This is a genomic window from uncultured Amaricoccus sp. (genome assembly GCF_937891315.1).
GTDB lineage: Bacteria > Pseudomonadota > Alphaproteobacteria > Rhodobacterales > Rhodobacteraceae > Amaricoccus.
Genome location: NZ_CALAGI010000071.1, coordinates 1 through 20,752, shown reverse-complemented (window position 1 = coordinate 20,752; position 20,752 = coordinate 1). Strand labels below are relative to the sequence as shown.

Below are 20,752 nucleotides of genomic sequence, written 5' to 3'. Positions count from 1 at the left end.
GGTCCGGCATGCGCCGGACCATCCATGAACCAGCGATGTCGAAAGCATCGCGCGCCACGAAGGAATACGTCAATGTCCAGCATTCTTACCAACACCGGCTCGATGGTCGCGCTCCAGACCCTCAAGGGCGTGAACAAGAACCTCGAAAAGGTGCAGAACGAAGTCTCGACCGGCCTGAAAGTCGCGACCGCCAAGGACAATTCCTCGACCTGGTCCATCGCCTCGACGATGAACTCGGACATCTCGAGCTACAAGACCCTCGGCGAATCGCTGACCTCGGCTTCCGCGCTCGTCGGCACCGCCCGTACCGCGTCGGAGCAGATCGCCGACAAGCTGAAGGAGATCCAGACCAAGATCGTCCAGGCGAACAGCCCGGGCGCCGACCTCACCAAGCTGCAGGCCGATGTCACCGCGCTGACCGACACGATCACCTCGATCGCTCAGAACGCGCAGTACAACGGCATCAACATGGTGTCGTCCGCGGCCAGCGCCCAGACCGTCACCGTCTCGATCAACCGCAGCGCGGCCGGCACGCTCACCGTCGGCACCTTCTCGGTGGCGGCGGCGAACCTCGAGACCCTCGGCGCGGCGATCACCGTGAGCGCGACCTCGGACCCGGACGCGATCGACACGCTCATCGACACCGCCAACACCGCCGCCGCCGCTTTCGGCGCCGCGCAGACGCGGATCGAAGCGCAGAACGACTTCCTGTCCAAGCAGGCCGACTCGCTGAAGGCTGGCGTCAGCGCGATGGTCGACGCGGACATGGAAGAAGCCTCGGCCCGCCTGACCGCTCTGCAGACGCAGCAGCAGCTGGGCATCCAGGCCCTGTCGATCGCCAACCAGGCGCCGCAGAACGTTCTGTCCCTGTTCCAGTAAGAAGACCTGAGCGGGGCGGGCTTCGGCCCGCCCCGTGCCTTCCCGTCCATCCGCATAACCTTCCGGCTTGGCACAGAACCTCGCGCGGTCCCCAAAGGGTTTCCAGATGAGCATGACTCCCCAGGCCAGCTCCGCCTACGCCGCCGCCGCGGTCCCGATCCGCACCGGACGCGGCTCGGAATACGCGATCTTCGCGAAGGTCACCCACCGGCTGCGCGGCATCGACGAAACCGACAAGACCGTCTTTCCCGCCCTCGCGGCCGCCGTCACCGACAACCAGCGCCTCTGGGGCGCGCTGTCGGAGGATCTGATGAGCGACGACAACGCCCTGCCCATCGCCTTGCGCGCCCAGCTGATCGGCCTCGCCGAATTCGTGCGCAGGCACAGCATGCGCGTGCTCTCGGGCAAGGCTTCGATCGAGCCGCTGATCGACATCAACACCTCGATCATGCGCGGCCTGCGCGGCGAAGTGGAGGCCCGCGCATGAGCGGCCTCGTGCTCAAGCTCGGCCCGCGCGAACGGATCATGATCAACGGGGTCGTGATGGAGAACGGCGACCGGCGCGCGCGGCTGAACGTGATCACGCCGGATGCGAACGTGCTGCGCCTGCGCGACGCGATCCATCCCGACGAGGCCAAGACGCCGGTCCGCCGGGTCTGCTACATCGCCCAGCTGGTGCTGGCCGGCGAGGCCGATCCCGAGGAGGCGCGGCGCCAGCTGCTGCGCGGCATCGAGCAACTGAGCCAGGTTTTCCAGGATCCCGACAGCCGGACCCATCTCGGCGCCGCGACCGACGCGGTCGTCGAGGGTCGCTTCTATCAGGCGATGCGCAGCCTGCGGAACCTGCTGCCGCGCGAGGCGCGGCTGCTCGGCGTCCGTCCGGCCGGCTGAACAGCGAGACGGGGAGCGGGTCATGAGCTTTCAACCAACGATACCGATGGCGGGCATCGCGGGCTGGCGGTTTCTGGAACGCACCGAGGCCTCGCAGAAGGCGTCCTTCGAAAAAGGCGCCGCGCTGACGCGCGAGACCGAATATTTCACGAAGAACATCGGCAAGGTCACCTCGGCGGCGGAACTCGTCGCTGACCGGCGCCTGCTGAAGGTCGCGCTCGGCGCCTTCGGCCTCGCGGGCGAGATCGACAAGAAGGCCTTCATCCGCAAGGTTCTCGATGAAGGCTCGACCGAAGGAACCGCGCTCGCGGTCAAATTGACCGAGCCCGCCTACAAGAAGCTGGCCGCCGCCTTCGGCTTCGGCGACGCGGGCGGATCGCAGACGGCGGTCGCGGGTTTCGCCAAGACCATCACCGATGCCTACAAGACCCGCGCCTTCGAGGCGGCCGTGGGCGAGAGCAACGAGAACATGCGCCTCGCCCTCAATTTCAAGCGCGAGATCGGGGATCTCGCCACCAAGGAGAATGCGAGCTGGTACTCGGTCATCGGTTCGCGGTCGCTGAGCCCGGTGGTCGAGAAGGCTTTCGGCCTGCCGTCCGACAGTTTCGGCAAGCTCAACGTCGATCGCCAGCGCGAGATCCTGCGCGAGAAATGCAGCGCCTTGTTCGGCTCGTCCGACCTCTCGGTCTTCACGGACGCGGCCAAGGTGTCGAAGATGATCGACCGCTTCCTCGCGCGCGCCCAGATCGAGGAAGGCCCCACCACTTCCGCCGTCCGTTCTCCCGCGCTTACCCTGCTCCAGAGCAGGGGCGACAACGGATCGAGCGGTCTCTTCAACCTGCTTCTCTCGCGACGCTGATCCTCACGCGCTGGAGAGAAGCGCCCCCAGTCGGGCGAAACTGTCGGCCACGCCCTCCGGCGCGGTGGTGGTAAAGAAGGCGTCGAGCGCCGGCCAGAGCTTGATCGCCTCGTCGATCGCCGGATCGCTGCCCGGCGCGTAAAGGCCGGTCTGGATCATCAGCGCGGCGTTCTCGTAGGCGGTCAGCACCCGGCGCATTCGCGCAAGCTGCGCGTTTTCGGTCTCGGTGGCGATCCGCGGCAGGCTGCGCGACACCGAACGGCGCACGTCGATCGCCGGGAACCGCCCGCGCTCGGCGATCGCCCTGTCGAGCACCACATGGCCGTCGAGCACGCCGCGGCTGATGTCCGCGATCGGCTCGTCCATGTCCGAGCCCGCGACCAGCACGCTGAAGACGCCGGTGATGTCGCCCTTGCCGAACGGCCCGGGGCCCGCGCGCTCGCAGAGGCTGGCGATCAGGTTCGCCGTCGAGGGCGGGAAGCCGCGAAGGCTCGGCGCCTCGCCGGCGGTCAGCGCGATCTCGCGATGCGCCTCGGCGAAGCGGGTCAGCGAGTCGATGAGCAGCAGCACATGCCGCCCCTGATCGCGAAACACCTCCGCCACCGCCATCGCCATCCAGGCCGCGCGACGCTTGATCAGCGGCGCCTGATCGGAAGTGGCGGCGACGACCACCGAGCGCGCCATCCCGACCGGCCCGAGCACATTGTCGACGAAGTCGCGCAGCTCGCGCCCCCGCTCACCTATGAGGCCGAGCACCACCACGTCCGCCTCGATCCCGCGCGCGAGATCGGCCAGCAGCGTCGATTTCCCGACACCTGAACCGGCGAACACGCCGATGCGCTGGCCGCGTGCCAGCGGCAGGATGGTGTCGAAAACCGAAAGTCCGGTGGCGAGCCGCGCGCCGAGGCCCTTGCGCGTGGCGGGTGCCGGCGGAACGCGCCGCAGGCTGGCGCTCGCCGCGCCCGGCGCCAGTGGCCCGCCGTCGAGCGACTGGCCGAAGGCATCGACGATGCGCCCGACCCAGCTCTCCGCCGGATGCACGCCGGCGGGGCCGAGCAAGGTCACGGTATCGCCGACCGCGGCGCCATCGCAGGACTGATAGGTCATGGCGCGCGCGTGATCGGCCGAGATCGCGACGATCTCGCCGCCGAGCGGCGCCCCCGAACCCATGGCGATCGCAACCTGATCGCCGATCCGCGCCTGATGCGTCAGTCCGGCGATTTCCAGCGCCGCCGTGCCCACCGCCGCCACCCGCCCCACGCGCCGGTGGTTCGAGAACCGCGAGAATTCGGCTTGAAGGGCGGCAAAGTCTGTCAACATCCGGGGCTCCGTGGCGGGCGCTGCTTACGCTTTGTCAACCATCAAGCGTTAAATCCCCGTTTCGAAGGAGCCCGCCGGAGAAACCGCGCCATGGATCTGAACCTCAATGTGCTGCGGCTGGCGAGCCAGCTCGCCTCGCATGCCTCGACGCGCCAGACGATCATTTCCGAGAATATCGCCAATGCCGACACCCCCGGCTACCACGCGCGCGACGTCGATGATTTCGCCGCCACGCTGGAAGACCGGATGGCGCCCTTCACCGCGAAGACGACGCGGCCGCAGCACGTCGCCTTCGGCTCGCCGCACGGTTTCGGCGTGCACGACTCGACCGTGCTCGGCGCCGAAAGCCCGAACGGCAACTCCGTTTCGCTGGAGGACCAGATGACCCGGGCCGCCGATATCCGCCAGAGCCACGAACTGGCGATGGGCGTCTATGAAAAGTCACTCAACATCCTGCGCGCCTCGCTCGGCAAGTAACGGAGACCGCCGATGAACGAGATGATGAAGACGATGGCGGCCTCGGCCAGCGGCATGCGCGCCCAGGCCGCGCGCGTGCGGCTCGGCTCCGAGAACATCGCCAACGCCGACACCCCCGGATACCGCCGGAAGACCGTCTCGTTCGAGGAGGCCTATGCCCGGCCGGGCGAGCCGGTGACGGTGACGACGAGCCCGGTGATGCTCGATCAGAGCGATCTGACCCAGATCTATGACCCCACCAACCCGCTCGCCAACGACGAGGGCTACTACACCAGCTCCAACGTCGATCTCGTCATCGAGATCGCCGACGCCCGCGAGGCGAACCGCTCCTACGAGGCCAACCTGCGCATGTTCGACCAGGCCCGCCAGATGGCGAGCTCGCTCCTCGGCCTGCTGCGCAAGTAACTCCACCCGCCAGAAAGGCGCCTGACCGATGGATATCCGCTCCACTCTCGCGACCCAGCTCTATTCCCAGGTCCAGACCGTCGCGAAACCCGCCCCCGAGAGCACCGGGACCGCAGGCGCCGCCTTCGCGACCGCGACCCGCGACTTCATGGAAACCCTGCGCTCCAGCGAGGCGACGGTGCAGTCCGGCCTCGTCGGCCGCGCCGATCCGCAGGCCGTGGTCGAGGCGCTGGCCGCCACCGAAATGGCGGTGCAGACCGCCGTCGCCGTCCGCGACAAGGTGGTCGAGGCCTATCAGGAAATCCTGCGCATGCCGGTCTGACGGGCCCGCCGCGAGGCGCCTTCCCATGACCGAGGCCGCGCTCCTCGACATCCTGCGCCAGGCGCTCTGGACCGCGTTGATCATCTCGACGCCGATCCTCGCCGTGGCGCTGGTGGTCGGGCTTGCCATCGGCCTCGTCCAGGCGCTGACCTCGGTCCAGGAAATGACCCTGACCTTCGTGCCGAAGCTCGCCGCGATCCTCGTCGTCTTCTGGGCGACGATGAGTTTCTCCGGCCACACGCTGGTCGTGTTTTACCAGGGCGAAATCATCCCGCTGATCATCGGGCGCTAGATGTCGAATAGGAAATCGCGGGCGGAGAAATCGTCCGCGTCGGCGTTTCGTACCATGATGACGGTATCGTCGAACGCGATCTCCACATGCCGACCAAGCTGCTCGATGTCCAACTGCCCGAAGCGGCTGGCCCCGGATTCGATCTGGATCTTGTCCTCGCCGTCGATGAAGTCCGCGATCTGATCGGCCCCGTCCGAGTTGTCGAACACGAAGATATCCCGGTCCGCCCCGCCCCAGAGTTTGTCATCGCCGTGACCGCCCCGAATGAAGTCGCGGCCCGCGCCGCCGCTGAGCCGGTCCGCGTCACGCCCGCCGTCGAGACTGTCCGCCCCCGTGAGGCCGCGCAATTCGTCTTTCCCGCCGCGCCCAACCATCTTGTCGTCGCCCGCGTAGCCGACGAGGCGGTCACGGAAGTCTGAGCCGATGAAGGTATCGCCTCCATCAAGCGCACTGCGATAGGCCGACTCGGCGGTTGTTCCAACTGTCGCATATCGAGTGCTCAGGTGCAGGCCACTGATGTGGGAGACCAGTTCGCCGTCATAGTAGCCTTGGATCTTCTCTATTGTGCCTTTCCACTCGCCATTCGGGTACCGAAAATCACCGAAATAGAATGAATCCCTACGCCCGTCTGAAAGCTGTAATACGTCTTCATCCGCGTAGACGATATCCGCGATATACCTCCGCCCACCGATCATATCCATGCTGGCATATGCCTTTATCCGGGCCATAGTTTCTTACCCCCACATCCACCCTGCGCAAATCGCGCGAGAACTATCTATCACAGACCGTCCCCAATCGCAGCCGGGTCTTTGACCAAATATTTACCAAACCGGCGCACGGTCCCCGCGAGGCGTGCTCCCTTCGCGCGCCGGTGAAGCAGAAGGCAGGAGATCTGGCGATGGACCTCGCGGGCTATGTGGCGCTGACGCGCCAGTCGGGACTGGCCAAGGAAATGCAGTCCGTCGCCAACAACATCGCCAACATCTCCACCACCGGTTTCCGGCGCGAGGGCGTGATCTTCGCCGAGGAGGTCCAGGCGCTGCCCGCCGAGGGCAACAGCGTCGCGATGACCGAGGCCCGCGCCCGCTACACCGACGAGCTTCAGGGCGCCCTCACCCAGACCGACGCGCCGCTCGACCTCGCCATCGAGGGCGAGGGTTATTTCACCGTCCAGACCCCACAGGGCGAGCGGCTGACCCGCGCCGGCTCCTTCCTGCGCGGCCCGACCGGCGAGATCATGACCGAGGGCGGCGACCTGCTGCTCGACGAAGGCGGCGGCGCCATGGTCATCCCCTTCGAGGCGAAGTCGATCGGCGTCGCCTCGGACGGCACGATCTCGGCGGACGGCGAGCCGATCGCCAAGGTCGGGCTCGTCACCGTCGAGGACCAGACCAAGCTCTTCCGCGAATCCGGCGTCCTGTTCCGCGCCGACGGCGGCACCGTTCCGATCGAGAACGGCCGCGTGCTCCAGGGCTTCGTCGAACAGTCGAACGTCAATCCCGTGAGCGAGATCGCCCGCATGATCGAAGTGCAGCGCGCCTACGAATACGGCCAGAAGCTGATGGATCAGGAGGACGAGCGCATCCGCGCCGTGGTCCGCATCCTCGGCGCCGCCGGCTAGCCTACCGAAGTTCCCCGAGGAGTAACCGATGCGTGCACTGAACATCGCGGCGACCGGCATGGCGGCCCAGCAGACGCGGGTCGAGGTGATCTCGAACAATCTCTCGAACATGAGCACCACGGCCTATGATCCGCGTCGCGCCGAATTCGCCGACCTGCATTACCAGCAGGTGGCGCGGCCCGGCACGATCAATTCCACCGACGGCACCGTGCTGCCGGCCGGCGTGCAGCTCGGCCTCGGGGTGCGCTCGGCGGCGGTGGCGGTGGAGATCCAGCAGGGCTCGGTGACCGAGACCGGCGGCACGCTCGACCTTGCCATCGAGGGCGAGGGCTATCTCGAGGTGGCGCTGCCGAACGGTGATCCCGCCTATACCCGGGACGGCGCGCTGAAACGCAACGGCGACGGCCTGATCGTCACCGCCGACGGCTTCGCCGTGGCCGGCGACATCACCATCCCCGAGGATGCGAAGGACGTGACCATCAATTCCGCCGGCGAGGTCTATGCCTATTTCGACGGCCAGACCCAGGCGCAGTTGCTCGGCCAGTTCAATCTGACCACCTTCGTCAATGCGCAGGGGCTCGAGGCCATGGGCTCGAACCTGTTCAAGGAGACCGAAGCCTCGGGCACGCCGAACGTCGGCGAGGCGGGCGAGGACGGTCGCGGAACGTTCCGCCAGGGCTATCTCGAGGCCTCCTCGGTCGACGCGGTGCGCGAGATCACCGGCCTGATCGAGGCCCAGCGCGGCTACGAGATGAATGCGAAGGTAATCACCGCCGCCGACGAGATGCTGGCCGCGACCGTGCAGATCCGCTGACATGGCCGGTGCTGCGCTTCTCCTCGCGGCCCTGACGCTGCTGCCGGTCGCGGCGGCGGCCCAGACCGTGGTGCCGGCGCGCCCGATCCGCGCCCAGACGCTGATCTCGGAAGCCGACCTGACGGTGACCGACGAGACGACCCCCGGCGCCTTCGCCGACATCGGCGCCGTCGTCGGCCGCGAGGCGCGGGCGACGCTCTATACCGGACGGCCGATCCTCGAAAGCCAGATCGGCTCGCCGGCGGTGATCGCACGCAACCAGCTGGTGCGCATGACCTTCGCCGACGGGCCACTCACCATCGTCACCGAGGGGCGCGCGCTGGATCGCGCCGGAGTGGGCGAACCGGCACGGGTGATGAACCTCACGTCGAAACAGATCGTGACCGGCGTCGTCGCCGCGAACGGCAGCATCGAGGTTACGAAATGAAGATCCCGGCGCGCCCCGCGACCCGTCTCGCCATCTGCCTCGCCCTGGCGCCGATCGCCTGCGGCCCGATCGGTCAGCCGCCGGCGATGACCACGATCGGCGCGGCCGAGATCGACGCCCAGCCGATCCTCACCGCCGAGCGCGCCGCGATCGCCGTGCCGCCGCCGCAGGCCGCGCGCTACGACTATCAGCAGGCCTCGCTCTGGAGCACCGGCCCTTCCGGCCTGCTCGGCGACCGCCGCGCGCGCAGCCTCGGCGACCTCCTGACCGTCGCGATCGAGATCGACGAGGAGGCCGAGATGCGCAACACCACCTCGCGCACCCGGTCGGGGAGCGAGCAGGCGGAGCTGAAGGCGGCCTTCGGCGTGACGAAGATCCTGCCGTTCAGCGTCGACATGCTGTCGCCCGAACTCGATGTCTCCGGCGCGTCCGAATTCAAGGGCAACGGCTCCACCCGCCGCAACGAGAAGCTGCAGCTGCGCATCGCCGCCACCGTAGTCCAGGTCTTGCCGAACGGCCAGCTCGTCATCCAGGGCGATCAGGAGGTCCGGGTGAACAACGAACTGCGCGACCTGCAGGTCAGCGGCATCGTCCAGACCGAGGATATCAACCGCTACAACGAGATCGCCTATGACCGCATCGCCGGCGCGCGCATCTCCTACGGCGGCCGCGGCCAGATCACCAGCGCCCAGCAGCCTCGCTACGGCCAGCAGGTGACGGACATCGTCATGCCTTACTGAGGGAGCCGCCGCCGATGAAACTGCTCGTCCCGCTCGTGATCGCGCTGCTCGGCCTCGGAGCGGGCGTCGGCGCCGGACTCGCGCTGAAGCCACCCGCCGAGGAGACCGCCTCGGCCTGCGCCGCGCCGGCCGGCGAGGCGCGGCCCGAAGGCGCGGCGGCGGACCATACCGGTACCCCCTGCCCGACGCCGGACCCGTACGCCGCCGACCACGACGCCGAGGCGCCGAAGGGCGAGCTCTCCTATGTCGAGATCTCGAAGCCGTTCGTCGTGCCGATCTTTCGCGACGAGAAGGTCCGCGCCATGGTGGTGGTCTCGCTCTCGGTCGCGGTCGGCCATGAAGCCGAGGCGGCGGCGAAGGCGGCCGAGCCGCGGCTGCGCGACGGCTTTCTCAAGGTGATGTTCCGCCATGCCAATACCGGCGGCTTCGACGGCAGCTTCACCAGCGGCCAGAAGATGGACGACCTGAAGTCCGCCCTGCTGAAATCCGCCCGCGAAACCCTGCCCGAGACCCCCGTCGGCGAAATTCTCATCACCGAAATCGCCCGCCAGGACGTCTGAACGTCGCGAGGAAGACAGGCGCCCGCCATCGTCGCGCGCCCCCTGCGTTCATACGGGTTTGCTAACCTGGAGAGCAGTCGCTTTCCGACAACAGTCGGAAAGCAAACCAAACAGACTCGCGCGCACCGCGCGCTCCGGATGGCCGCGAACCGCGGCCGGCGCCCCGGAGGGCGCGCCCCGTCAGACCCCGAGACACCAGCGCAGGATCGCCTTCTGCGCATGCAGCCGGTTTTCCGCCTCGTCGAATACCACCGAGCGCGGACCGTCCATCACCTCGCTCGTCACCTCTTCCGATCGGTGGGCGGGCAGGCAGTGCATGAACAGCGCCTCGGGCTTGGCCGCCGCCATCAGCGCCGCCGTGACCTGATAGGGGCGGAGCTGGTTGTGCCGTCGCTCCCGCGCCGACTGCGCATCATGCATCGACAGCCAGGTGTCGGCCACCACGAGATCGGCGCCGGCCACCGCGCGGTAGGGGTCGCGCTCGATCTCGATCCGCGCGCCCTTGCCCTTCGCAAAATCGACCGCCGGCCGGGCGGGCTCCAGCGTCTCTGGGCCGGTGAAGGTGAAGTCATAGCCGAACTGCCCGGCGCCATGCAGGAAGGAGGCGCAGACATTGTTGCCGTCGCCGGTCCAGACCACCTTGGCGCCCTTGATCGGTCCCCGATGCTCCTCGTAGGTCATCACGTCGGCCATGATCTGGCAGGGGTGGCTGGCATTGGTCAGGCCGTTGATCACCGGCACGCTGGCATATTCCGCGAATTCGAGCAGCGTCGTTTCCTCGAAGGTCCGGATCATGATCAGGTCGACATAGCGCGACAGCACCCGCGCGGTGTCGGCGATGGTCTCGCCATGGCCGAGCTGCATCTCGGCGCCGGACAGGATCAGCGTCTCGCCGCCCATCTGCCGCACGCCGACGTCGAAGCTGACCCGGGTCCGGGTCGATGGCTTCTCGAAGATAAGTGCCACCATCCGCCCGGCGAGCGGCTGCTCGGCGTCGGGCGCGCCCTTCGGCCGGCCGGCGCGGGCCGCCTTCATCGCATCGGCGGCGGCGAGCATGCCGCGCAACTCCGCCGCCGGCGTGGTGTGCAGATCGAGGAAATGTCTCATTCCGCCGGCTCGACGACGTTCGCGGCCGCGCGCTCGATCGCGCTGGCCGCCGCGTCCAGCCGGCGCAGGCCCTCGTCCACCTCGGCCTCGGTCAGGTTCAGCGGCGGCAGCAGGCGGACGACGTTCTCGGCGGCGCCAACCACGAGGACATGCGCGCCATAGCCCGCTCCTACCACGTCGGTGTTCGGCACGACGCATTTCAGACCGAGCATCAGCCCCTCGCCCCGGACCGCCTCGAACACGGTCGGATGCGCGGCGACCAGCCCCTCGAGCCCCTGGCGCAGCCGCCCCGCCGTCCGGCTCACCGCGTCGAGAAAGCCCGGCGCACCCACTTCGTCCATCACCGCGAGGCCGATCGCGCAGGCCAGCGGATTGCCGCCATAGGTGCTGCCATGGGTGCCGAGCCCCATGCCGCTGGCCGCCGCCTCGGTGGCGAGGCAGGCGCCGAGCGGGAAGCCGCCGCCGATGCCCTTGGCGATGGTCATGATGTCCGGCGTGATCCCGGCCCATTCGTGATGGAAGAGCTTGCCGGTCCGGCCGAGTCCGCACTGGATCTCGTCGAGGATCAGCAGCATGCCGTGCTGGTCGCAGAGCGCGCGCAGCTCGCGCAGCGTCTCGGCCGGCACCACGCGAATCCCACCCTCGCCCTGGATCGGCTCGATCAGGATCGCCGCGGTCTCCGGCCCGATCGCGGCCAGAAGCGCGTCGCGGTCGCCGAAGGGCAGCACGTCGAATCCGGGCAGCACCGGGCCGAAGCCCTTGACCATCTTCTCCGATCCCGCCGCCGCGATCGCCGCCGCGCTGCGGCCGTGGAACGAGCCCTCGAAGCTGATGATCCGGAAGCGCTCCGGCTCGCCCTTGGCGCTGAAATGCTTGCGGGCCATCTTGACCGCGCATTCGATCGTCTCGGTCCCGGAATTGGTGAAGAACACGGTATCGGCGAAGGTCGCCTCGACCAGCCGCGCCGCCAGCGCCTCCTGGTTGGGGATCCGGTAGAGGTTCGACGTGTGCCAGAGCAGCCGGCCCTGATCCTCCAGCGCCTTGACGAGCGCGGGATGGGCATGCCCGAGCAGGCAGACCGCGATGCCGGCGCCGAGGTCGAGATAGCGGTCGCCGCCCTCCTCGATCAGCCATGGACCCTCGCCCCTCACGAAGGAGAGCGGCGCCCGCGCATAGGTCGGAAGGACGGACGAGATCACGGCGAAACCCTCCCCGGTATGTCCCAAACGAAAAAAACCCCATGAGCGGATGCTGACCCGGGGCGAGGCGCCCTTCTGCCGCAAGCCGGGGGCCAAGTCAATTCAGCGCGGGGGCTTGATGCGGCGGCGGCGGCGCGCATCTTGGGCGGAAAGGCGGGAGGTCGGCATGTGCAAGAATATCCGGACGCTCTACAATTTCGAGCCGCCGGCGACGGACGCGGAGATCCGGGCGGCGGCGCTGCAGTTCGTGCGCAAGCTGAGCGGCTTCAACAAGCCGTCGCGGGCCAATGAGGCGGCCTTCGAGCGGGCGGTCGATGACGTGAGCCGCGCCGCGCGGCTGCTGATCGGCGCGCTGGTGACCAGTTCCGAGCCGCGCGACCGGGCCGTCGAGGCCGGGAAGGCGCGGGAGCGGTCCCTGGCGCGCTTCGCGCGATAGCATCCGTCAGGTTTCCTGCAAGGCCGCGCCCGGCGCCCGCGGCCACCGTGGCAGGGCGGACATTTGTCCGCCCCCTCGAACGCCCGGCCGCCGTCCGTCCCCTCGACGCCTAGCGTGCCACCAGCGGTCCGATCGCGCGACCGCCAAGGATGTGCATATGCATGTGCGGCACCTCCTGCATGCCCGAGGCGCCGGCGTTGGTGATCATGCGATAGCCGTCCTCCAGCAGCCCGGTCTGCTCGCAGACGGCGAGCAGGGCGCGGTTGAAGTCCAGCATCTCCTCCGCGCTCGCCTCCGCCACGAAGTGGTCATAGTTCACGTATGGTCTCTTCGGGATCACCAGCACATGCACGGGCGCCCGCGGATTCACATCGTGAAACGCGAGGCAATGCGCGGTTTCCAGTACCTTCCTGTTCGGGATCTCGCCGCGCAGGATGCGGGCGAAGATGTTTCCCGGGTCATATTCATATTTCATCGTTTCCCCCTGGGCGGTCACAGCAATCCGTCGGCGGCGAACAGCGCGCGCAGGTCCGCCTCGGGCCGCGCGCCGATATGGCCGATGATCTCGCCCGCCGCGACGCAGCCCATCCGCGCGGAGGTCGTGAAATCGCGCCCCGAGGTCAGCCCGTGCAGCAGCCCGGCGGCGAAGAGATCGCCGGCGCCGGTCACATCGACGACCCGCGCGCCCGAGACCGCCGGCGCATGCACCCGCTCCCCCCCCGACAGCACATAGGCGCCCTTCGCCCCCACCGTGCAGGCAGTGATCGGCACCTCGGCGGCCGCCCGGGCCATCGCCGCCTCCAGATCCTCGGTCTGGTACAGCGACCTCAGCTCATGCTCGTTCGCGACGAGCAGATCGACATCGGCCCCGATCATCCGCAGAAACTCGGCCCGATGCCGCTCGACGCAGAAGGGATCGCTCAAGGTGACGCCGACCCGGCCGCCGGCCGTCTTGGTCGCGCGGATCGCCTTCTCGAAGGCGGCGATGCTGTCCGGTCCGTCGAAGCGGTAGCCTTCGAGGAAAATCCAGTCGGCGGCGGCCATCTCGGCCTCGTCGATATCATCCGGCGCCAGGAATTCCGAGACGCCGAGATAGGTGCTCATCGACCGTTCGCCGTCCGGGCTCACCATGACCATGCAGCGCCCGGTCTCGGCCGGATGGCTCTTCGGCGCCAGCGGTGTCCGATAGGCCGCGCCCTGCGCCCGCAGGTCGTGGGCGAAGATCGCGCCGAGCTGGTCGTCCCTGACCTTGCCGACATAGGCCGTGCGCCCGCCCAGCGCGGCGATTCCGGCGATCGTGTTGGCCGCCGATCCGCCCGACACCTCGCGCGCCGGGCCCATCCGGCCGTAGAGATCCACCGCGCGGGCGGTGTCGATCAGCGTCATGATGCCCTTCTCGACACCCGCCTCGGCCAGGAACGCGTCCTCGACCGGAGCGAGCACGTCCACGAGGGCGTTCCCGATTCCCACCACCTGATAGGCCTTGCTCACAATATCTTCTCCTCGAACTCGCACAGATCCCGGATCAGACAGACCCGACAGGACGGCTTGCGCGCCATGCAGACATAGCGGCCATGCAGGATCAACCAGTGATGCGCATGGCCCTGGAACGGCGCCGGCACCTGATCCTCGAGCGCCCGCTCCACCGCCAGAACATCGCGCCCGAGGGCGATGCCCGTCCGGTTCGCGACGCGAAAGATATGGGTGTCCACCGCCTGCGCCGGCAGGTGCCACCACATGTTCAGCACCACGTTCGCCGTCTTGCGCCCCACCCCGGGCAAGGCCTGGAGCGCGGCGCGCGAGGATGGCACCACGCCGCCATGACGCTCGACCAGAATCCGCGACAGCGCCATCACGTTCTTCGCCTTGTTGCGGTAGAGCCCGATGGTGCGGATATGCTCGACCAGCCGCGCCTCGCCGAGCTCCAGCATCGCCGCCGGCGTGTCCACCAGCTGGAACAGCGCCTCGGTCGCCCTGTTCACCCCCTTGTCGGTGGCCTGCGCCGACAGCGCGACCGCGACCAGCAAGGTATAGGCATTGACGTGATGGAGCTCGCCGCGCGGCTCGGGCTCGGCCGCGTGGAACCGCTCGAAGATCTGGTATATCGTCGGGTAGTCGAGCTGCGCGGGCATGGCTTCCCTTGGCATGCCCCCTGGAGCCGTGCAAGCGCCAGCTTTGCGCAGGATCCGGGTGGCGCGCCGGCGCCCGATGCCCGAGATTCGGACAAAGCCGAGAAGGGGCCCGCCCATGTCCGAAACCGCCGAGAGCATCGCCGAACCGCTCTCCTACCACTATGGCGTCATCGCCCGTGCCATCGACCGGATCGCCGACCGCGCGCCCGAACAGGCCTCGCTCGAGGAGGTGGCCGCCGGTGTCGGCCTCAGCCCCGCGCATTTCCAGCGGGTCTTCAGCCAGTGGGTCGGGGTCAGCCCCAAGCGGTTCCAGCAGTATCTGACGCTCGATCATGCGCGGCGGCTGCTCGCCGAGCGGCACAGCGTGCTCGACGCCGCCCATGCCTCGGGCCTGTCCGGTGGCGGACGGCTGCATGATCTCTTCCTGCGCTGGGAGGCGATGAGTCCCGGCGAATACGCCCGCGGCGGCGCGGGCCTCACCATCGCCTGGGGCTGGTTCGACAGCCCGTTCGGTCCAGCGCTCGCCATGGGCACCGATCGCGGCCTCTGCGGCCTCGCCTTCGCCGCCGAGACCGGACGCGAGGCCGCCTTCGCCGACCTCGCCGCCCGCTGGCCGAAGGCGCGCTATCTCGAGGCGGCGGACCGGCTCGAACCGTGGGTGACGGCCGCCTTCGGCGGTGGCGGCGAAACGGCGCTGCATGTGATCGGCGCGCCGTTCCAGATCAAGGTCTGGGAGGCGTTGCTGCGCGTGCCCACCGGCCATGTAACCACCTATTCCGACCTCGCCGTCGCCGTTGGTCATCCCAGCGCGCAGCGCGCGGTCGGCACCGCCGTCGGCCGAAATCCGGTCAGCTGGCTCATCCCTTGCCACCGCGCCCTGCGCAAGGCCGGCGGCCTCGGCGGCTATCACTGGGGTCTTGGCGTCAAGCGCGCCATGCTCGCCTGGGAATCCGCCCGCCTCGACGAAGCCGTCTGACATCCGTCCCGGCCGAGGCGGCGCCCTCACGCGGCATTTCCCTCGCGCGGACCGCGTGCTACCAGCGCCTCGGCAAGAAACCCGAGGCAGACAGACCCATGACACCAGCCCGCACCCTGACCGCGGCCGCCGCCCTCGCCGCCGCGCTTTCGGCCTGCACCAGCGCGCCCGGCACCCGGACCCAGACCGGCGCCATCCTCGGCGCGACCGCTGGCGCCGTAACCGGCATGATCGCCGGCGGCGACGCGCGCTCCACCGCCATCGGCGGCGCGGTCGGGGCCGGCGTCGGCGGCTTGATCGGCCACGAACTCGACGCGCAGCAGCGCGCACTTGAACAGTCGCTCGGCGGCAGCGGCGCCTCGGTCACCAACACCGGCGCGCAGCTGGTGGTGAACCTACCTGCGGCGATCAGCTTCGACAGTTCCAGCGCCGATCTTCGCCCGGAATATGTCCACAACATCGTCGCGGTGTCGCAGAACCTGCTCGCCCACCCGAACAGCACCGTGCAGGTGATCGGCCATACCGACGACACCGGCTCGACCGCGTACAATCAGACGCTGTCCGACCGCCGCGCCCGCGCCGTCGCCGACGTGCTGATCAATTCCGGCGTCCCCGCCTGGCGCGTCACCGCCATCGGCCGCTCCTATCACCAGCCGATCGCCAGCAACGAAACTCCGGAGGGCCGGGCGCTCAACCGCCGCGTCGAGATCGTCATCACGCCGACGAACTGAGCCGTCGGGGACCGCGCTCCCCGTGACGACGGGGCGCGCTGCTTCCGGAATTCCGGATCGGGTCAGACGGCGGAAGCGCGCTCAGGCGTCCCCTGAAATGCTCAGGTCGCGCAATCCCGGCAGACCGGCGTCTGCGGCAGGGCATCGAGCCGCGCCTCGGCGATCGCCTCGCCACAGATCACGCAGGCACCAAAGGTGCCCTGCTCGATCCGGTCGAGCGCGGCCTCGATCATGCGGATCTCCTGCAGCCCCGAAGCGCCGAGATCCTCCAGCACCTCGTCATCCTCGCGCTCGATCGATTCCTCGCCCCGCTCGACCGGCTCGTCGAGTTCCTGGTCGATGCGATGCAGCCGGGCGTTCAGATATTCCAGCCGCGCCGTCAGCCTCTCCTTGCGCTCCTCGATCGATTTCATGCGCCCGCGCCTCCCACCGTTCGCTTTTGGCTAGCCTGTTCCGATGGAGCGATCAAGCGACTGTCCTCAAGCGACGAGCCGTCAACGATTCCCGCGCGCCCGGCCACCGGTGTCACGCCACCGCGCGGCGCGCGTGCCCCGCCAGGCACGACATCGCCGCGCCAACAACCGACGGCGGCGAGGGCTTCCACCCTCGCCGCCCGGTCAACAGTAAAATCAGGGGGTCAGTGCAGCTTCGCGCCCACTTCGCTGATCGATGCGTCGATCAGCGCGTTCGCTTCCTGGGCCTTGACCCGGCCGCGGATCACGTCGCCGGCGGCGCCGACCGCGACGCTTACCGCGCGATCCTTGATCTGCCGGATAGCCGCCGCCTCGGCCGCGTCGATCTGCTCGGTCGCGGTCTTCAGCCGGCGCGCCACCGAGCGACGAATTTCCGCCTTCGCCGCCTCGGCCGAACTCACGGCATCGGCCTTGGCCGCCGCGACGATCGCCTCGGCCTGCGTCTTCACTTCCTTCTGCCGCCGCTCGTAGCTCGCGAGCAGGGTCTGCGCCTCGTCGCGCAGCGCCCGCGCCTCGGCCAGGTCGGCCTTGATCTTCGCCGCCCGCTCGTCGAGCTTGCCGAAGATCATCGTCGGCACGCGGTAACGGCCGAGAATGGCGAGGAAGATCAGAAAGCCGATCGCGACGACGATTTCGGTATTGTTCAGGAAATCCATCGGCTCAGCCCTTCATCCGGTTCGTGACCGCCGCCGCAACCGCGTCCTCGTCGAACACCTGGGGCAGGAAGCTCTCGACGATCGCCGCCGCCGTGGACCGGGCGACGTCCTCGACGCTCTTGGTCGCGCTTTCCTGGATCTCGCGGATCCGCTTCTCGGACTCCGCCGCTTTCGCGGCGATCTCGGCATCGGCCTTGGCCATCAGCGTGGCGAGCTCCTTGCCGATCTGCGCCTTGGTGTCGGCCGCGATTCGCTGCGATTCGTCCCGCGCCTGGGCGAGCGCGGTGTTGTAGGCCACCTCCGCCTCGTCCGCGCGGCGCTTGAGCAGCGCCGCCTCCTCGATGTCGTTGGCAATCGCGTCGTTGCGCTCCGCGAGCACCGCGCCGATCCGCGGCACCGCGACCTTGACCAGGATATAGTAGATGGCGACCAGCGCGACCAACAACCAGAAGATCATGTTGGGGTAATGCGCGAAATCCAGCTGCGGCATGCCGGATTCGGCATGTGCCAGGGCTTCTTCGCCGAGCGTTTCGCCTGCCATCTCTCACTCCGTCCAATGAGCCCCCGCGCGGATCCCGCGCGGCGTTCCGTGCCTCGTCTGAAATCAGACGGCGAACATCAGGAGCAGGGCGACGAGGAACGAGAAGATGCCGAGCGCCTCGGCGAAGGCGATGCCGATGAACAGCGTCGCGGTCTGCTCGCCCGCCGCCGCCGGGTTGCGCAGCGCGCCGGCGAGGAAGTTGCCCGCCACATGGCCCACGCCGATGCCCGCGCCGCCGCAGCCGATGCAGGCGATGCCGGCGCCGATGAACTGGCCCATTTCAGCGATATTGCCTTCCATGATGGTGCTCCCTTTGGATTGGAATGGCGTTGGTTTCAGACCCGACGGTCAGTGTCCCGGATGCAGCGCATCGTTGAGATAGACACAGGTCAGGATGGCGAAGACATAGGCCTGGATCACCGCGACCAGCAGTTCCAGGCCGTACATGGCGGTGATGGCGAAGATCGGCACGATCGCCCCGATCCCGAGCGCCCCGGCGAAGCCCGCGAACACTTTCAGCACCGCGTGACCGGCGATCAGGTTGCCGCCAAGCCGGATCGAATGGCTGACCGGCCGCACGAAGTACGAGATGACCTCGATCACCGCCAGAACGATGCGCAGGGCGAGGGTCGGCGCGGTCGACACCCAGAACAGGTTCAGGAAATGCGAGCCATGCTTGACGAAACCGATCACCGTCACCGAGACGAAGACCGCGATGGCCAGCAGGCCGGTCACCGCGAACTGCGCCGTGCTGGCGAAGGCGCCGGGAATGAGCCCCAGCAGGTTGGCGAAAAGGATGAAGAGGAAGATGGTCAGAACATAGGGAAAATAGGGCGCGCCCTGCTTCCCCGCGACATCCTCGACCATCTTGCGCACGAAGCCGTAGGTGACCTCGGCCGCCGACTGCGCCCGCGACGGCACCAGTGCGCGGCCCCGGGCGCCGAACACCATCAGGAGGCCGACCGCCACCACGGTCAGAGCCATCCAGAGCGTCGCGTTGGTTATGGTGTACCAATGGATATCGTGCCCGCCAAACAGCGGCCGGAGCTCGAACTGCTCCATCGGGTGGATGTTGAAACCGCTGCCGCCTTCTTGCGCCTCGCCGGACATCGTCCCCCCTTACTTCTCGCCACGACCCCGAGGGTCCGACCCATCCAACCCGTCGCGACCCGCCGGGTCCGACTTGTCCGGCCCGGCTCCCGGCCGCATCAGCGCGCCCTCGGCCCGTCCGTGTCTCACCTCGTCCGCCGTGCGCAGCATGGTGCGCACGCCGGCCGCGAAACCCAAGAGCGCGAACAGCACCAGAAACACGGGCCGGGTTCCGAAGAGCCAGTCAAGCCCGAAGCCGACGGCGATCCCCAGTCCCATGCCGGCCACGAGTTCCGTGACCATGCGCCAAGCGAGCGACCCTTGGGTAAACTCGCTCTGCCCCCGTTCCGGCTCCGCCCGGGCGGCCTTCGCGGCCGCGATCCGATTTTCGAGCCGTTTTAGCCGTTCCGGAAACGGGTCCTTATCCATGGCCCACGTCCCCTTTGCCTTGCCTTCGGTCGTAAAGGAACGCCGCGCCCGCTGTCAAGGGAACGTGATCCGTTCCATTTCGGTTTAAACATCTGATTTCATTTGGGCCCGCAAAACGCCTGCGAAAAATTCTCGGCGCCAGGACCGACAAAAACGAACCGGCCCTCCGCGCTGGTTTCTCAACCAGACGGTTGACTTTCCCCACACTGCCTCGCATGTCGTGGGTCATGAAGCCCAGACAGGCGCCGGATCTCGACCTGATCTTCGCCGCGCTCGCCGATCCGACGCGTCGGGCGCTGCTGACCGCGCTGCTCGGCGGCGAGCATAGTGTCAGCGACCTCGCGCGGCCGTTCGACATGTCGCTCGCGGGGGTCTCGAAGCATTTGCGGGCGCTGACCGACGCCGGGCTGGTCGAGCAGGAGCGGGCTGGACGCGAGAAGGTCTGCCGCCTCGACCCGGACGGGCTGAACGCCGCTTCCATCTGGATGCAGGGCTTCGGCGCCTTCGCCGGCGTCGATCTCGACGCGGTCGACCGCTATCTTGAAAGCCTCCTCGGCGCGAACGGGGACGAGAACTGACCTCAGCCGATCGGCTCGACCATCCGCTCCGCCGCCGCGAGATCGACCGAAACCAGCTGGCTCACCCCCGGCTCGGCCATGGTGACTCCATAGAGCCGGTCCATCCGGCCCATGGTGACCGCGTGGTGGGTGATGACCAGGAACCGCGTCTCGGTGCGTTCGATCATCTCGTCAAGCAGATCGCAGAACCGGACGACATTCGCATCGTCGAGCGGCGCGTCCACTTCGTCGAGCACGCAGATCGGCGACGGGTTGGCGAGGAAGACCGCGAAGATCAGGCTGAGCGCGGTCAGCGTCTGCTCGCCGCCCGACAAGAGGGAGAGGGTGGAGAGTTTCTTGCCCGGCGGCTGGCACATGATCTCGAGCCCCGCCTCCAGCGGATCATCGCTTTCGACCAGCACGAGGCTGGCCTCGCCGCCGCCGAACAGATGCTTGAACAGCGTGGTGAAATTGCGGTTCACCGTGTCGAAGGCCGCGAGCAGCCGGCCCCTGCCCTCGCGGTTCAGGCCGGCGATCCCGAGGCGCAGTTTCTTGATCGCCTCCTCGAGATCCGCGCGCTCGGCCGTCAGATGATCGAACTCGGCCTGGATTTCCTTCGCATCCTCCTCCGCGCGGAGATTGACCGCGCCGAGCCCGTCGCGCACGCGCCGCAGTCGGGCGACCTCCGCGTCGAGCTCGGCCGCCGGCGCGATCGCCGCGACCTCGACCCCGAGCCCCGCCAACAGGTCGGCGGGCGCGAGGCCGGTTTCGGCCTCCAGTCGCTCGGCCTCCGCCTCGGCCCGGGCGGCCGCGCTCTCC

30 protein-coding genes and 1 pseudogene are annotated in these 20,752 nt (G+C 68.2%); 17 read left to right on the top strand and 14 right to left on the bottom strand.

Annotated elements, in window-relative coordinates:
* The first annotated feature begins 72 nt into the window (after positions 1 to 72).
* The 4 genes from Q0480_RS06475 to Q0480_RS06460 all read left to right on the top strand — a co-directional run bounded on the left by Q0480_RS06475 (position 73) and on the right by Q0480_RS06460 (position 2,629).
* Complete coding sequence (locus Q0480_RS06475) at positions 73 to 879, top strand: flagellin (protein WP_299131572.1); 807 nt, start codon at positions 73 to 75, stop codon at positions 877 to 879.
* A gap of 106 nt (positions 880 to 985) precedes the next feature.
* Positions 986 to 1,366 (top strand): flagellar biosynthesis regulator FlaF, encoded by a 381-nt coding sequence (gene flaF, locus Q0480_RS06470; RefSeq protein WP_299131571.1) that lies wholly within the window; start codon positions 986 to 988, stop codon positions 1,364 to 1,366.
* Entirely contained in the window at positions 1,363 to 1,770 is a 408-nt protein-coding gene (gene flbT, locus Q0480_RS06465; RefSeq protein WP_299131570.1) for a flagellar biosynthesis repressor FlbT, read from the top strand. Before flaF ends, flbT begins: the two co-directional genes overlap by 4 nt.
* A 22-nt stretch (positions 1,771 to 1,792) precedes the next feature.
* Entirely contained in the window at positions 1,793 to 2,629 is an 837-nt protein-coding gene (locus Q0480_RS06460; protein WP_299131569.1) for a DUF1217 domain-containing protein, read from the top strand.
* Between the two features lie 3 nt (positions 2,630 to 2,632).
* On the opposite strand, the gene Q0480_RS06455 is transcribed toward Q0480_RS06460, so the two are convergent.
* On the bottom strand, positions 2,633 to 3,949 hold the full coding sequence (locus Q0480_RS06455) for a FliI/YscN family ATPase (RefSeq protein WP_299131568.1): 1,317 nt from the start codon (positions 3,947 to 3,949) through the stop codon (positions 2,633 to 2,635).
* 90 nt (positions 3,950 to 4,039) lie between these two features.
* Between Q0480_RS06455 and Q0480_RS06450 the strand changes: the two genes are divergently transcribed.
* From Q0480_RS06450 to Q0480_RS06435, 4 genes are read left to right on the top strand one after another with little or no spacing between them, the layout of a single operon-like run.
* On the top strand, positions 4,040 to 4,426 hold the full coding sequence (locus tag Q0480_RS06450) for a FlgB family protein (protein ID WP_299131567.1): 387 nt from the start codon (positions 4,040 to 4,042) through the stop codon (positions 4,424 to 4,426).
* A 12-nt stretch (positions 4,427 to 4,438) separates the two neighbouring features.
* Positions 4,439 to 4,831 (top strand): flagellar basal body rod protein FlgC, encoded by a 393-nt coding sequence (gene flgC, locus Q0480_RS06445; RefSeq protein WP_299131566.1) that lies wholly within the window; start codon positions 4,439 to 4,441, stop codon positions 4,829 to 4,831.
* A gap of 28 nt (positions 4,832 to 4,859) precedes the next feature.
* Positions 4,860 to 5,153 carry a flagellar hook-basal body complex protein FliE gene (fliE, locus tag Q0480_RS06440; RefSeq protein ID WP_299131565.1) on the top strand — a complete coding sequence of 98 codons (294 nt, stop codon included), beginning with the start codon at positions 4,860 to 4,862 and terminating at the stop codon, positions 5,151 to 5,153.
* Between the two features lie 25 nt (positions 5,154 to 5,178).
* Positions 5,179 to 5,445 (top strand): flagellar biosynthetic protein FliQ, encoded by a 267-nt coding sequence (locus tag Q0480_RS06435; protein ID WP_299131564.1) that lies wholly within the window; start codon positions 5,179 to 5,181, stop codon positions 5,443 to 5,445.
* Here Q0480_RS06435 and Q0480_RS06430 read toward each other — a convergent pair.
* On the bottom strand, positions 5,442 to 6,146 hold the full coding sequence (locus tag Q0480_RS06430) for a hypothetical protein (RefSeq protein WP_299131563.1): 705 nt from the start codon (positions 6,144 to 6,146) through the stop codon (positions 5,442 to 5,444). The two genes, Q0480_RS06435 and Q0480_RS06430, sit on opposite strands and share 4 nt — an antisense overlap.
* A gap of 197 nt (positions 6,147 to 6,343) precedes the next feature.
* Here Q0480_RS06430 and Q0480_RS06425 point away from each other — a divergent pair, with 197 nt between their 5' ends.
* From Q0480_RS06425 to Q0480_RS06405, 5 genes are read left to right on the top strand one after another with little or no spacing between them, the layout of a single operon-like run.
* A complete protein-coding gene (locus tag Q0480_RS06425) occupies positions 6,344 to 7,066 on the top strand; it encodes a flagellar hook-basal body complex protein (protein WP_299131562.1) in 723 nt (240 codons plus the stop codon).
* A gap of 28 nt (positions 7,067 to 7,094) precedes the next feature.
* Positions 7,095 to 7,880, top strand: coding sequence for a flagellar basal-body rod protein FlgG (flgG, locus tag Q0480_RS06420; protein ID WP_299131561.1), 786 nt, complete (start codon positions 7,095 to 7,097; stop codon positions 7,878 to 7,880).
* A 1-nt stretch (position 7,881) separates the two neighbouring features.
* Complete coding sequence (gene flgA / locus Q0480_RS06415) at positions 7,882 to 8,307, top strand: flagellar basal body P-ring formation chaperone FlgA (protein ID WP_299131560.1); 426 nt, start codon at positions 7,882 to 7,884, stop codon at positions 8,305 to 8,307.
* Positions 8,304 to 9,047, top strand: a complete 744-nt coding sequence (gene flgH, locus Q0480_RS06410; RefSeq protein WP_299131559.1) for a flagellar basal body L-ring protein FlgH — start codon at positions 8,304 to 8,306, stop codon at positions 9,045 to 9,047. Before flgA ends, flgH begins: the two co-directional genes overlap by 4 nt.
* A gap of 14 nt (positions 9,048 to 9,061) precedes the next feature.
* Positions 9,062 to 9,607, top strand: a complete 546-nt coding sequence (locus Q0480_RS06405; RefSeq protein ID WP_299131558.1) for a flagellar basal body-associated FliL family protein — start codon at positions 9,062 to 9,064, stop codon at positions 9,605 to 9,607.
* Positions 9,608 to 9,787: 180 nt separating this feature from the next.
* Here the strand turns inward: Q0480_RS06405 and argF are convergent, their stop codons facing one another.
* Together argF and Q0480_RS06395 are read right to left on the bottom strand one after the other, a co-directional pair.
* Positions 9,788 to 10,714 carry an ornithine carbamoyltransferase gene (gene argF, locus Q0480_RS06400; protein WP_299131557.1) on the bottom strand — a complete coding sequence of 309 codons (927 nt, stop codon included), beginning with the start codon at positions 10,712 to 10,714 and terminating at the stop codon, positions 9,788 to 9,790.
* On the bottom strand, positions 10,711 to 11,913 hold the full coding sequence (locus Q0480_RS06395; protein WP_299131556.1) for an aspartate aminotransferase family protein: 1,203 nt from the start codon (positions 11,911 to 11,913) through the stop codon (positions 10,711 to 10,713). Before Q0480_RS06395 ends, argF begins: the two co-directional genes overlap by 4 nt.
* A gap of 166 nt (positions 11,914 to 12,079) precedes the next feature.
* On the opposite strand from Q0480_RS06395, the gene Q0480_RS06390 reads away from it, so the two are divergent.
* A complete protein-coding gene (locus Q0480_RS06390) occupies positions 12,080 to 12,349 on the top strand; it encodes a DUF2277 domain-containing protein (RefSeq protein WP_299131555.1) in 270 nt (89 codons plus the stop codon).
* A gap of 109 nt (positions 12,350 to 12,458) precedes the next feature.
* Here Q0480_RS06390 and Q0480_RS06385 read toward each other — a convergent pair whose 3' ends face one another.
* Genes Q0480_RS06385 through nth form a run of 3 tightly spaced genes read right to left on the bottom strand, consistent with a single transcriptional unit; the run spans position 12,459 to position 14,481 of the window.
* The gene (locus tag Q0480_RS06385; protein ID WP_299131554.1) at positions 12,459 to 12,824 is read right to left on the bottom strand and encodes a histidine triad nucleotide-binding protein; all 366 of its coding nucleotides are present in this window, start codon (positions 12,822 to 12,824) and stop codon (positions 12,459 to 12,461) included.
* Between the two features lie 17 nt (positions 12,825 to 12,841).
* Positions 12,842 to 13,840 (bottom strand): adenosine kinase, encoded by a 999-nt coding sequence (locus Q0480_RS06380; RefSeq protein WP_299131553.1) that lies wholly within the window; start codon positions 13,838 to 13,840, stop codon positions 12,842 to 12,844.
* On the bottom strand, positions 13,837 to 14,481 hold the full coding sequence (gene nth / locus Q0480_RS06375) for an endonuclease III (protein WP_299131552.1): 645 nt from the start codon (positions 14,479 to 14,481) through the stop codon (positions 13,837 to 13,839). Before nth ends, Q0480_RS06380 begins: the two co-directional genes overlap by 4 nt.
* Positions 14,482 to 14,596: 115 nt before the next feature.
* On the opposite strand from nth, the gene Q0480_RS06370 reads away from it, so the two are divergent.
* Positions 14,597 to 15,457: a bifunctional helix-turn-helix domain-containing protein/methylated-DNA--[protein]-cysteine S-methyltransferase gene (locus Q0480_RS06370; protein WP_299131551.1), complete on the top strand. Its 861-nt coding sequence runs from the start codon at positions 14,597 to 14,599 to the stop codon at positions 15,455 to 15,457.
* Positions 15,458 to 15,555: 98 nt separating this feature from the next.
* Complete coding sequence (locus Q0480_RS06365; RefSeq protein ID WP_299131550.1) at positions 15,556 to 16,188, top strand: OmpA family protein; 633 nt, start codon at positions 15,556 to 15,558, stop codon at positions 16,186 to 16,188.
* Between the two features lie 101 nt (positions 16,189 to 16,289).
* On the opposite strand, the gene Q0480_RS06360 is transcribed toward Q0480_RS06365, so the two are convergent.
* The 6 genes from Q0480_RS06360 to Q0480_RS06335 all read right to left on the bottom strand — a co-directional run bounded on the left by Q0480_RS06360 (position 16,290) and on the right by Q0480_RS06335 (position 19,376).
* The gene (locus Q0480_RS06360; RefSeq protein WP_299131549.1) at positions 16,290 to 16,601 is read right to left on the bottom strand and encodes a TraR/DksA C4-type zinc finger protein; all 312 of its coding nucleotides are present in this window, start codon (positions 16,599 to 16,601) and stop codon (positions 16,290 to 16,292) included.
* A gap of 224 nt (positions 16,602 to 16,825) precedes the next feature.
* On the bottom strand, positions 16,826 to 17,317 hold the full coding sequence (locus tag Q0480_RS06355) for an ATP F0F1 synthase subunit B (protein ID WP_299131548.1): 492 nt from the start codon (positions 17,315 to 17,317) through the stop codon (positions 16,826 to 16,828).
* Between the two features lie 4 nt (positions 17,318 to 17,321).
* Entirely contained in the window at positions 17,322 to 17,858 is a 537-nt protein-coding gene (locus Q0480_RS06350) for a F0F1 ATP synthase subunit B' (RefSeq protein ID WP_299131547.1), read from the bottom strand.
* Between the two features lie 63 nt (positions 17,859 to 17,921).
* On the bottom strand, positions 17,922 to 18,158 hold the full coding sequence (locus Q0480_RS06345) for a F0F1 ATP synthase subunit C (RefSeq protein ID WP_299131546.1): 237 nt from the start codon (positions 18,156 to 18,158) through the stop codon (positions 17,922 to 17,924).
* Between the two features lie 48 nt (positions 18,159 to 18,206).
* Complete coding sequence (locus Q0480_RS06340; protein ID WP_299131545.1) at positions 18,207 to 18,968, bottom strand: F0F1 ATP synthase subunit A; 762 nt, start codon at positions 18,966 to 18,968, stop codon at positions 18,207 to 18,209.
* Positions 18,969 to 18,977: 9 nt separating this feature from the next.
* The gene (locus Q0480_RS06335) at positions 18,978 to 19,376 is read right to left on the bottom strand and encodes an AtpZ/AtpI family protein (protein WP_299131544.1); all 399 of its coding nucleotides are present in this window, start codon (positions 19,374 to 19,376) and stop codon (positions 18,978 to 18,980) included.
* 227 nt (positions 19,377 to 19,603) lie between these two features.
* On the opposite strand from Q0480_RS06335, the gene Q0480_RS06330 reads away from it, so the two are divergent.
* Positions 19,604 to 19,954 carry a metalloregulator ArsR/SmtB family transcription factor gene (locus tag Q0480_RS06330; protein ID WP_299131543.1) on the top strand — a complete coding sequence of 117 codons (351 nt, stop codon included), beginning with the start codon at positions 19,604 to 19,606 and terminating at the stop codon, positions 19,952 to 19,954.
* A gap of 2 nt (positions 19,955 to 19,956) precedes the next feature.
* Here Q0480_RS06330 and Q0480_RS06325 read toward each other — a convergent pair.
* Positions 19,957 to 20,752 (bottom strand): annotated as a pseudogene (locus Q0480_RS06325) (chromosome segregation protein SMC); the annotation flags it as partial.

What these genes read in the sequence shown, in the direction of transcription:
- Q0480_RS06475 (WP_299131572.1), top strand. Translation starts at nt 73, where the DNA reads ATGTCCAGCATTCTTACCAACACCGGCTCGATGGTCGCGCTCCAGACC.
- flaF (WP_299131571.1), top strand. Translation starts at nt 986, where the DNA reads ATGAGCATGACTCCCCAGGCCAGCTCCGCCTACGCCGCCGCCGCGGTC.
- flbT (WP_299131570.1), top strand. Translation starts at nt 1,363, where the DNA reads ATGAGCGGCCTCGTGCTCAAGCTCGGCCCGCGCGAACGGATCATGATC.
- Q0480_RS06460 (WP_299131569.1), top strand. Translation starts at nt 1,793, where the DNA reads ATGAGCTTTCAACCAACGATACCGATGGCGGGCATCGCGGGCTGGCGG.
- Q0480_RS06455 (WP_299131568.1), bottom strand. Translation starts at nt 3,949, where the DNA reads ATGTTGACAGACTTTGCCGCCCTTCAAGCCGAATTCTCGCGGTTCTCG.
- Q0480_RS06450 (WP_299131567.1), top strand. Translation starts at nt 4,040, where the DNA reads ATGGATCTGAACCTCAATGTGCTGCGGCTGGCGAGCCAGCTCGCCTCG.
- flgC (WP_299131566.1), top strand. Translation starts at nt 4,439, where the DNA reads ATGAACGAGATGATGAAGACGATGGCGGCCTCGGCCAGCGGCATGCGC.
- fliE (WP_299131565.1), top strand. Translation starts at nt 4,860, where the DNA reads ATGGATATCCGCTCCACTCTCGCGACCCAGCTCTATTCCCAGGTCCAG.
- Q0480_RS06435 (WP_299131564.1), top strand. Translation starts at nt 5,179, where the DNA reads ATGACCGAGGCCGCGCTCCTCGACATCCTGCGCCAGGCGCTCTGGACC.
- Q0480_RS06430 (WP_299131563.1), bottom strand. Translation starts at nt 6,146, where the DNA reads ATGGATATGATCGGTGGGCGGAGGTATATCGCGGATATCGTCTACGCG.
- Q0480_RS06425 (WP_299131562.1), top strand. Translation starts at nt 6,344, where the DNA reads ATGGACCTCGCGGGCTATGTGGCGCTGACGCGCCAGTCGGGACTGGCC.
- flgG (WP_299131561.1), top strand. Translation starts at nt 7,095, where the DNA reads ATGCGTGCACTGAACATCGCGGCGACCGGCATGGCGGCCCAGCAGACG.
- flgA (WP_299131560.1), top strand. Translation starts at nt 7,882, where the DNA reads ATGGCCGGTGCTGCGCTTCTCCTCGCGGCCCTGACGCTGCTGCCGGTC.
- flgH (WP_299131559.1), top strand. Translation starts at nt 8,304, where the DNA reads ATGAAGATCCCGGCGCGCCCCGCGACCCGTCTCGCCATCTGCCTCGCC.
- Q0480_RS06405 (WP_299131558.1), top strand. Translation starts at nt 9,062, where the DNA reads ATGAAACTGCTCGTCCCGCTCGTGATCGCGCTGCTCGGCCTCGGAGCG.
- argF (WP_299131557.1), bottom strand. Translation starts at nt 10,714, where the DNA reads ATGAGACATTTCCTCGATCTGCACACCACGCCGGCGGCGGAGTTGCGC.
- Q0480_RS06390 (WP_299131555.1), top strand. Translation starts at nt 12,080, where the DNA reads ATGTGCAAGAATATCCGGACGCTCTACAATTTCGAGCCGCCGGCGACG.
- Q0480_RS06385 (WP_299131554.1), bottom strand. Translation starts at nt 12,824, where the DNA reads ATGAAATATGAATATGACCCGGGAAACATCTTCGCCCGCATCCTGCGC.
- nth (WP_299131552.1), bottom strand. Translation starts at nt 14,481, where the DNA reads ATGCCCGCGCAGCTCGACTACCCGACGATATACCAGATCTTCGAGCGG.
- Q0480_RS06370 (WP_299131551.1), top strand. Translation starts at nt 14,597, where the DNA reads ATGTCCGAAACCGCCGAGAGCATCGCCGAACCGCTCTCCTACCACTAT.
- Q0480_RS06365 (WP_299131550.1), top strand. Translation starts at nt 15,556, where the DNA reads ATGACACCAGCCCGCACCCTGACCGCGGCCGCCGCCCTCGCCGCCGCG.
- Q0480_RS06360 (WP_299131549.1), bottom strand. Translation starts at nt 16,601, where the DNA reads ATGAAATCGATCGAGGAGCGCAAGGAGAGGCTGACGGCGCGGCTGGAA.
- Q0480_RS06355 (WP_299131548.1), bottom strand. Translation starts at nt 17,317, where the DNA reads ATGGATTTCCTGAACAATACCGAAATCGTCGTCGCGATCGGCTTTCTG.
- Q0480_RS06350 (WP_299131547.1), bottom strand. Translation starts at nt 17,858, where the DNA reads ATGGCAGGCGAAACGCTCGGCGAAGAAGCCCTGGCACATGCCGAATCC.
- Q0480_RS06345 (WP_299131546.1), bottom strand. Translation starts at nt 18,158, where the DNA reads ATGGAAGGCAATATCGCTGAAATGGGCCAGTTCATCGGCGCCGGCATC.
- Q0480_RS06340 (WP_299131545.1), bottom strand. Translation starts at nt 18,968, where the DNA reads ATGTCCGGCGAGGCGCAAGAAGGCGGCAGCGGTTTCAACATCCACCCG.
- Q0480_RS06335 (WP_299131544.1), bottom strand. Translation starts at nt 19,376, where the DNA reads ATGGATAAGGACCCGTTTCCGGAACGGCTAAAACGGCTCGAAAATCGG.
- Q0480_RS06330 (WP_299131543.1), top strand. Translation starts at nt 19,604, where the DNA reads ATGAAGCCCAGACAGGCGCCGGATCTCGACCTGATCTTCGCCGCGCTC.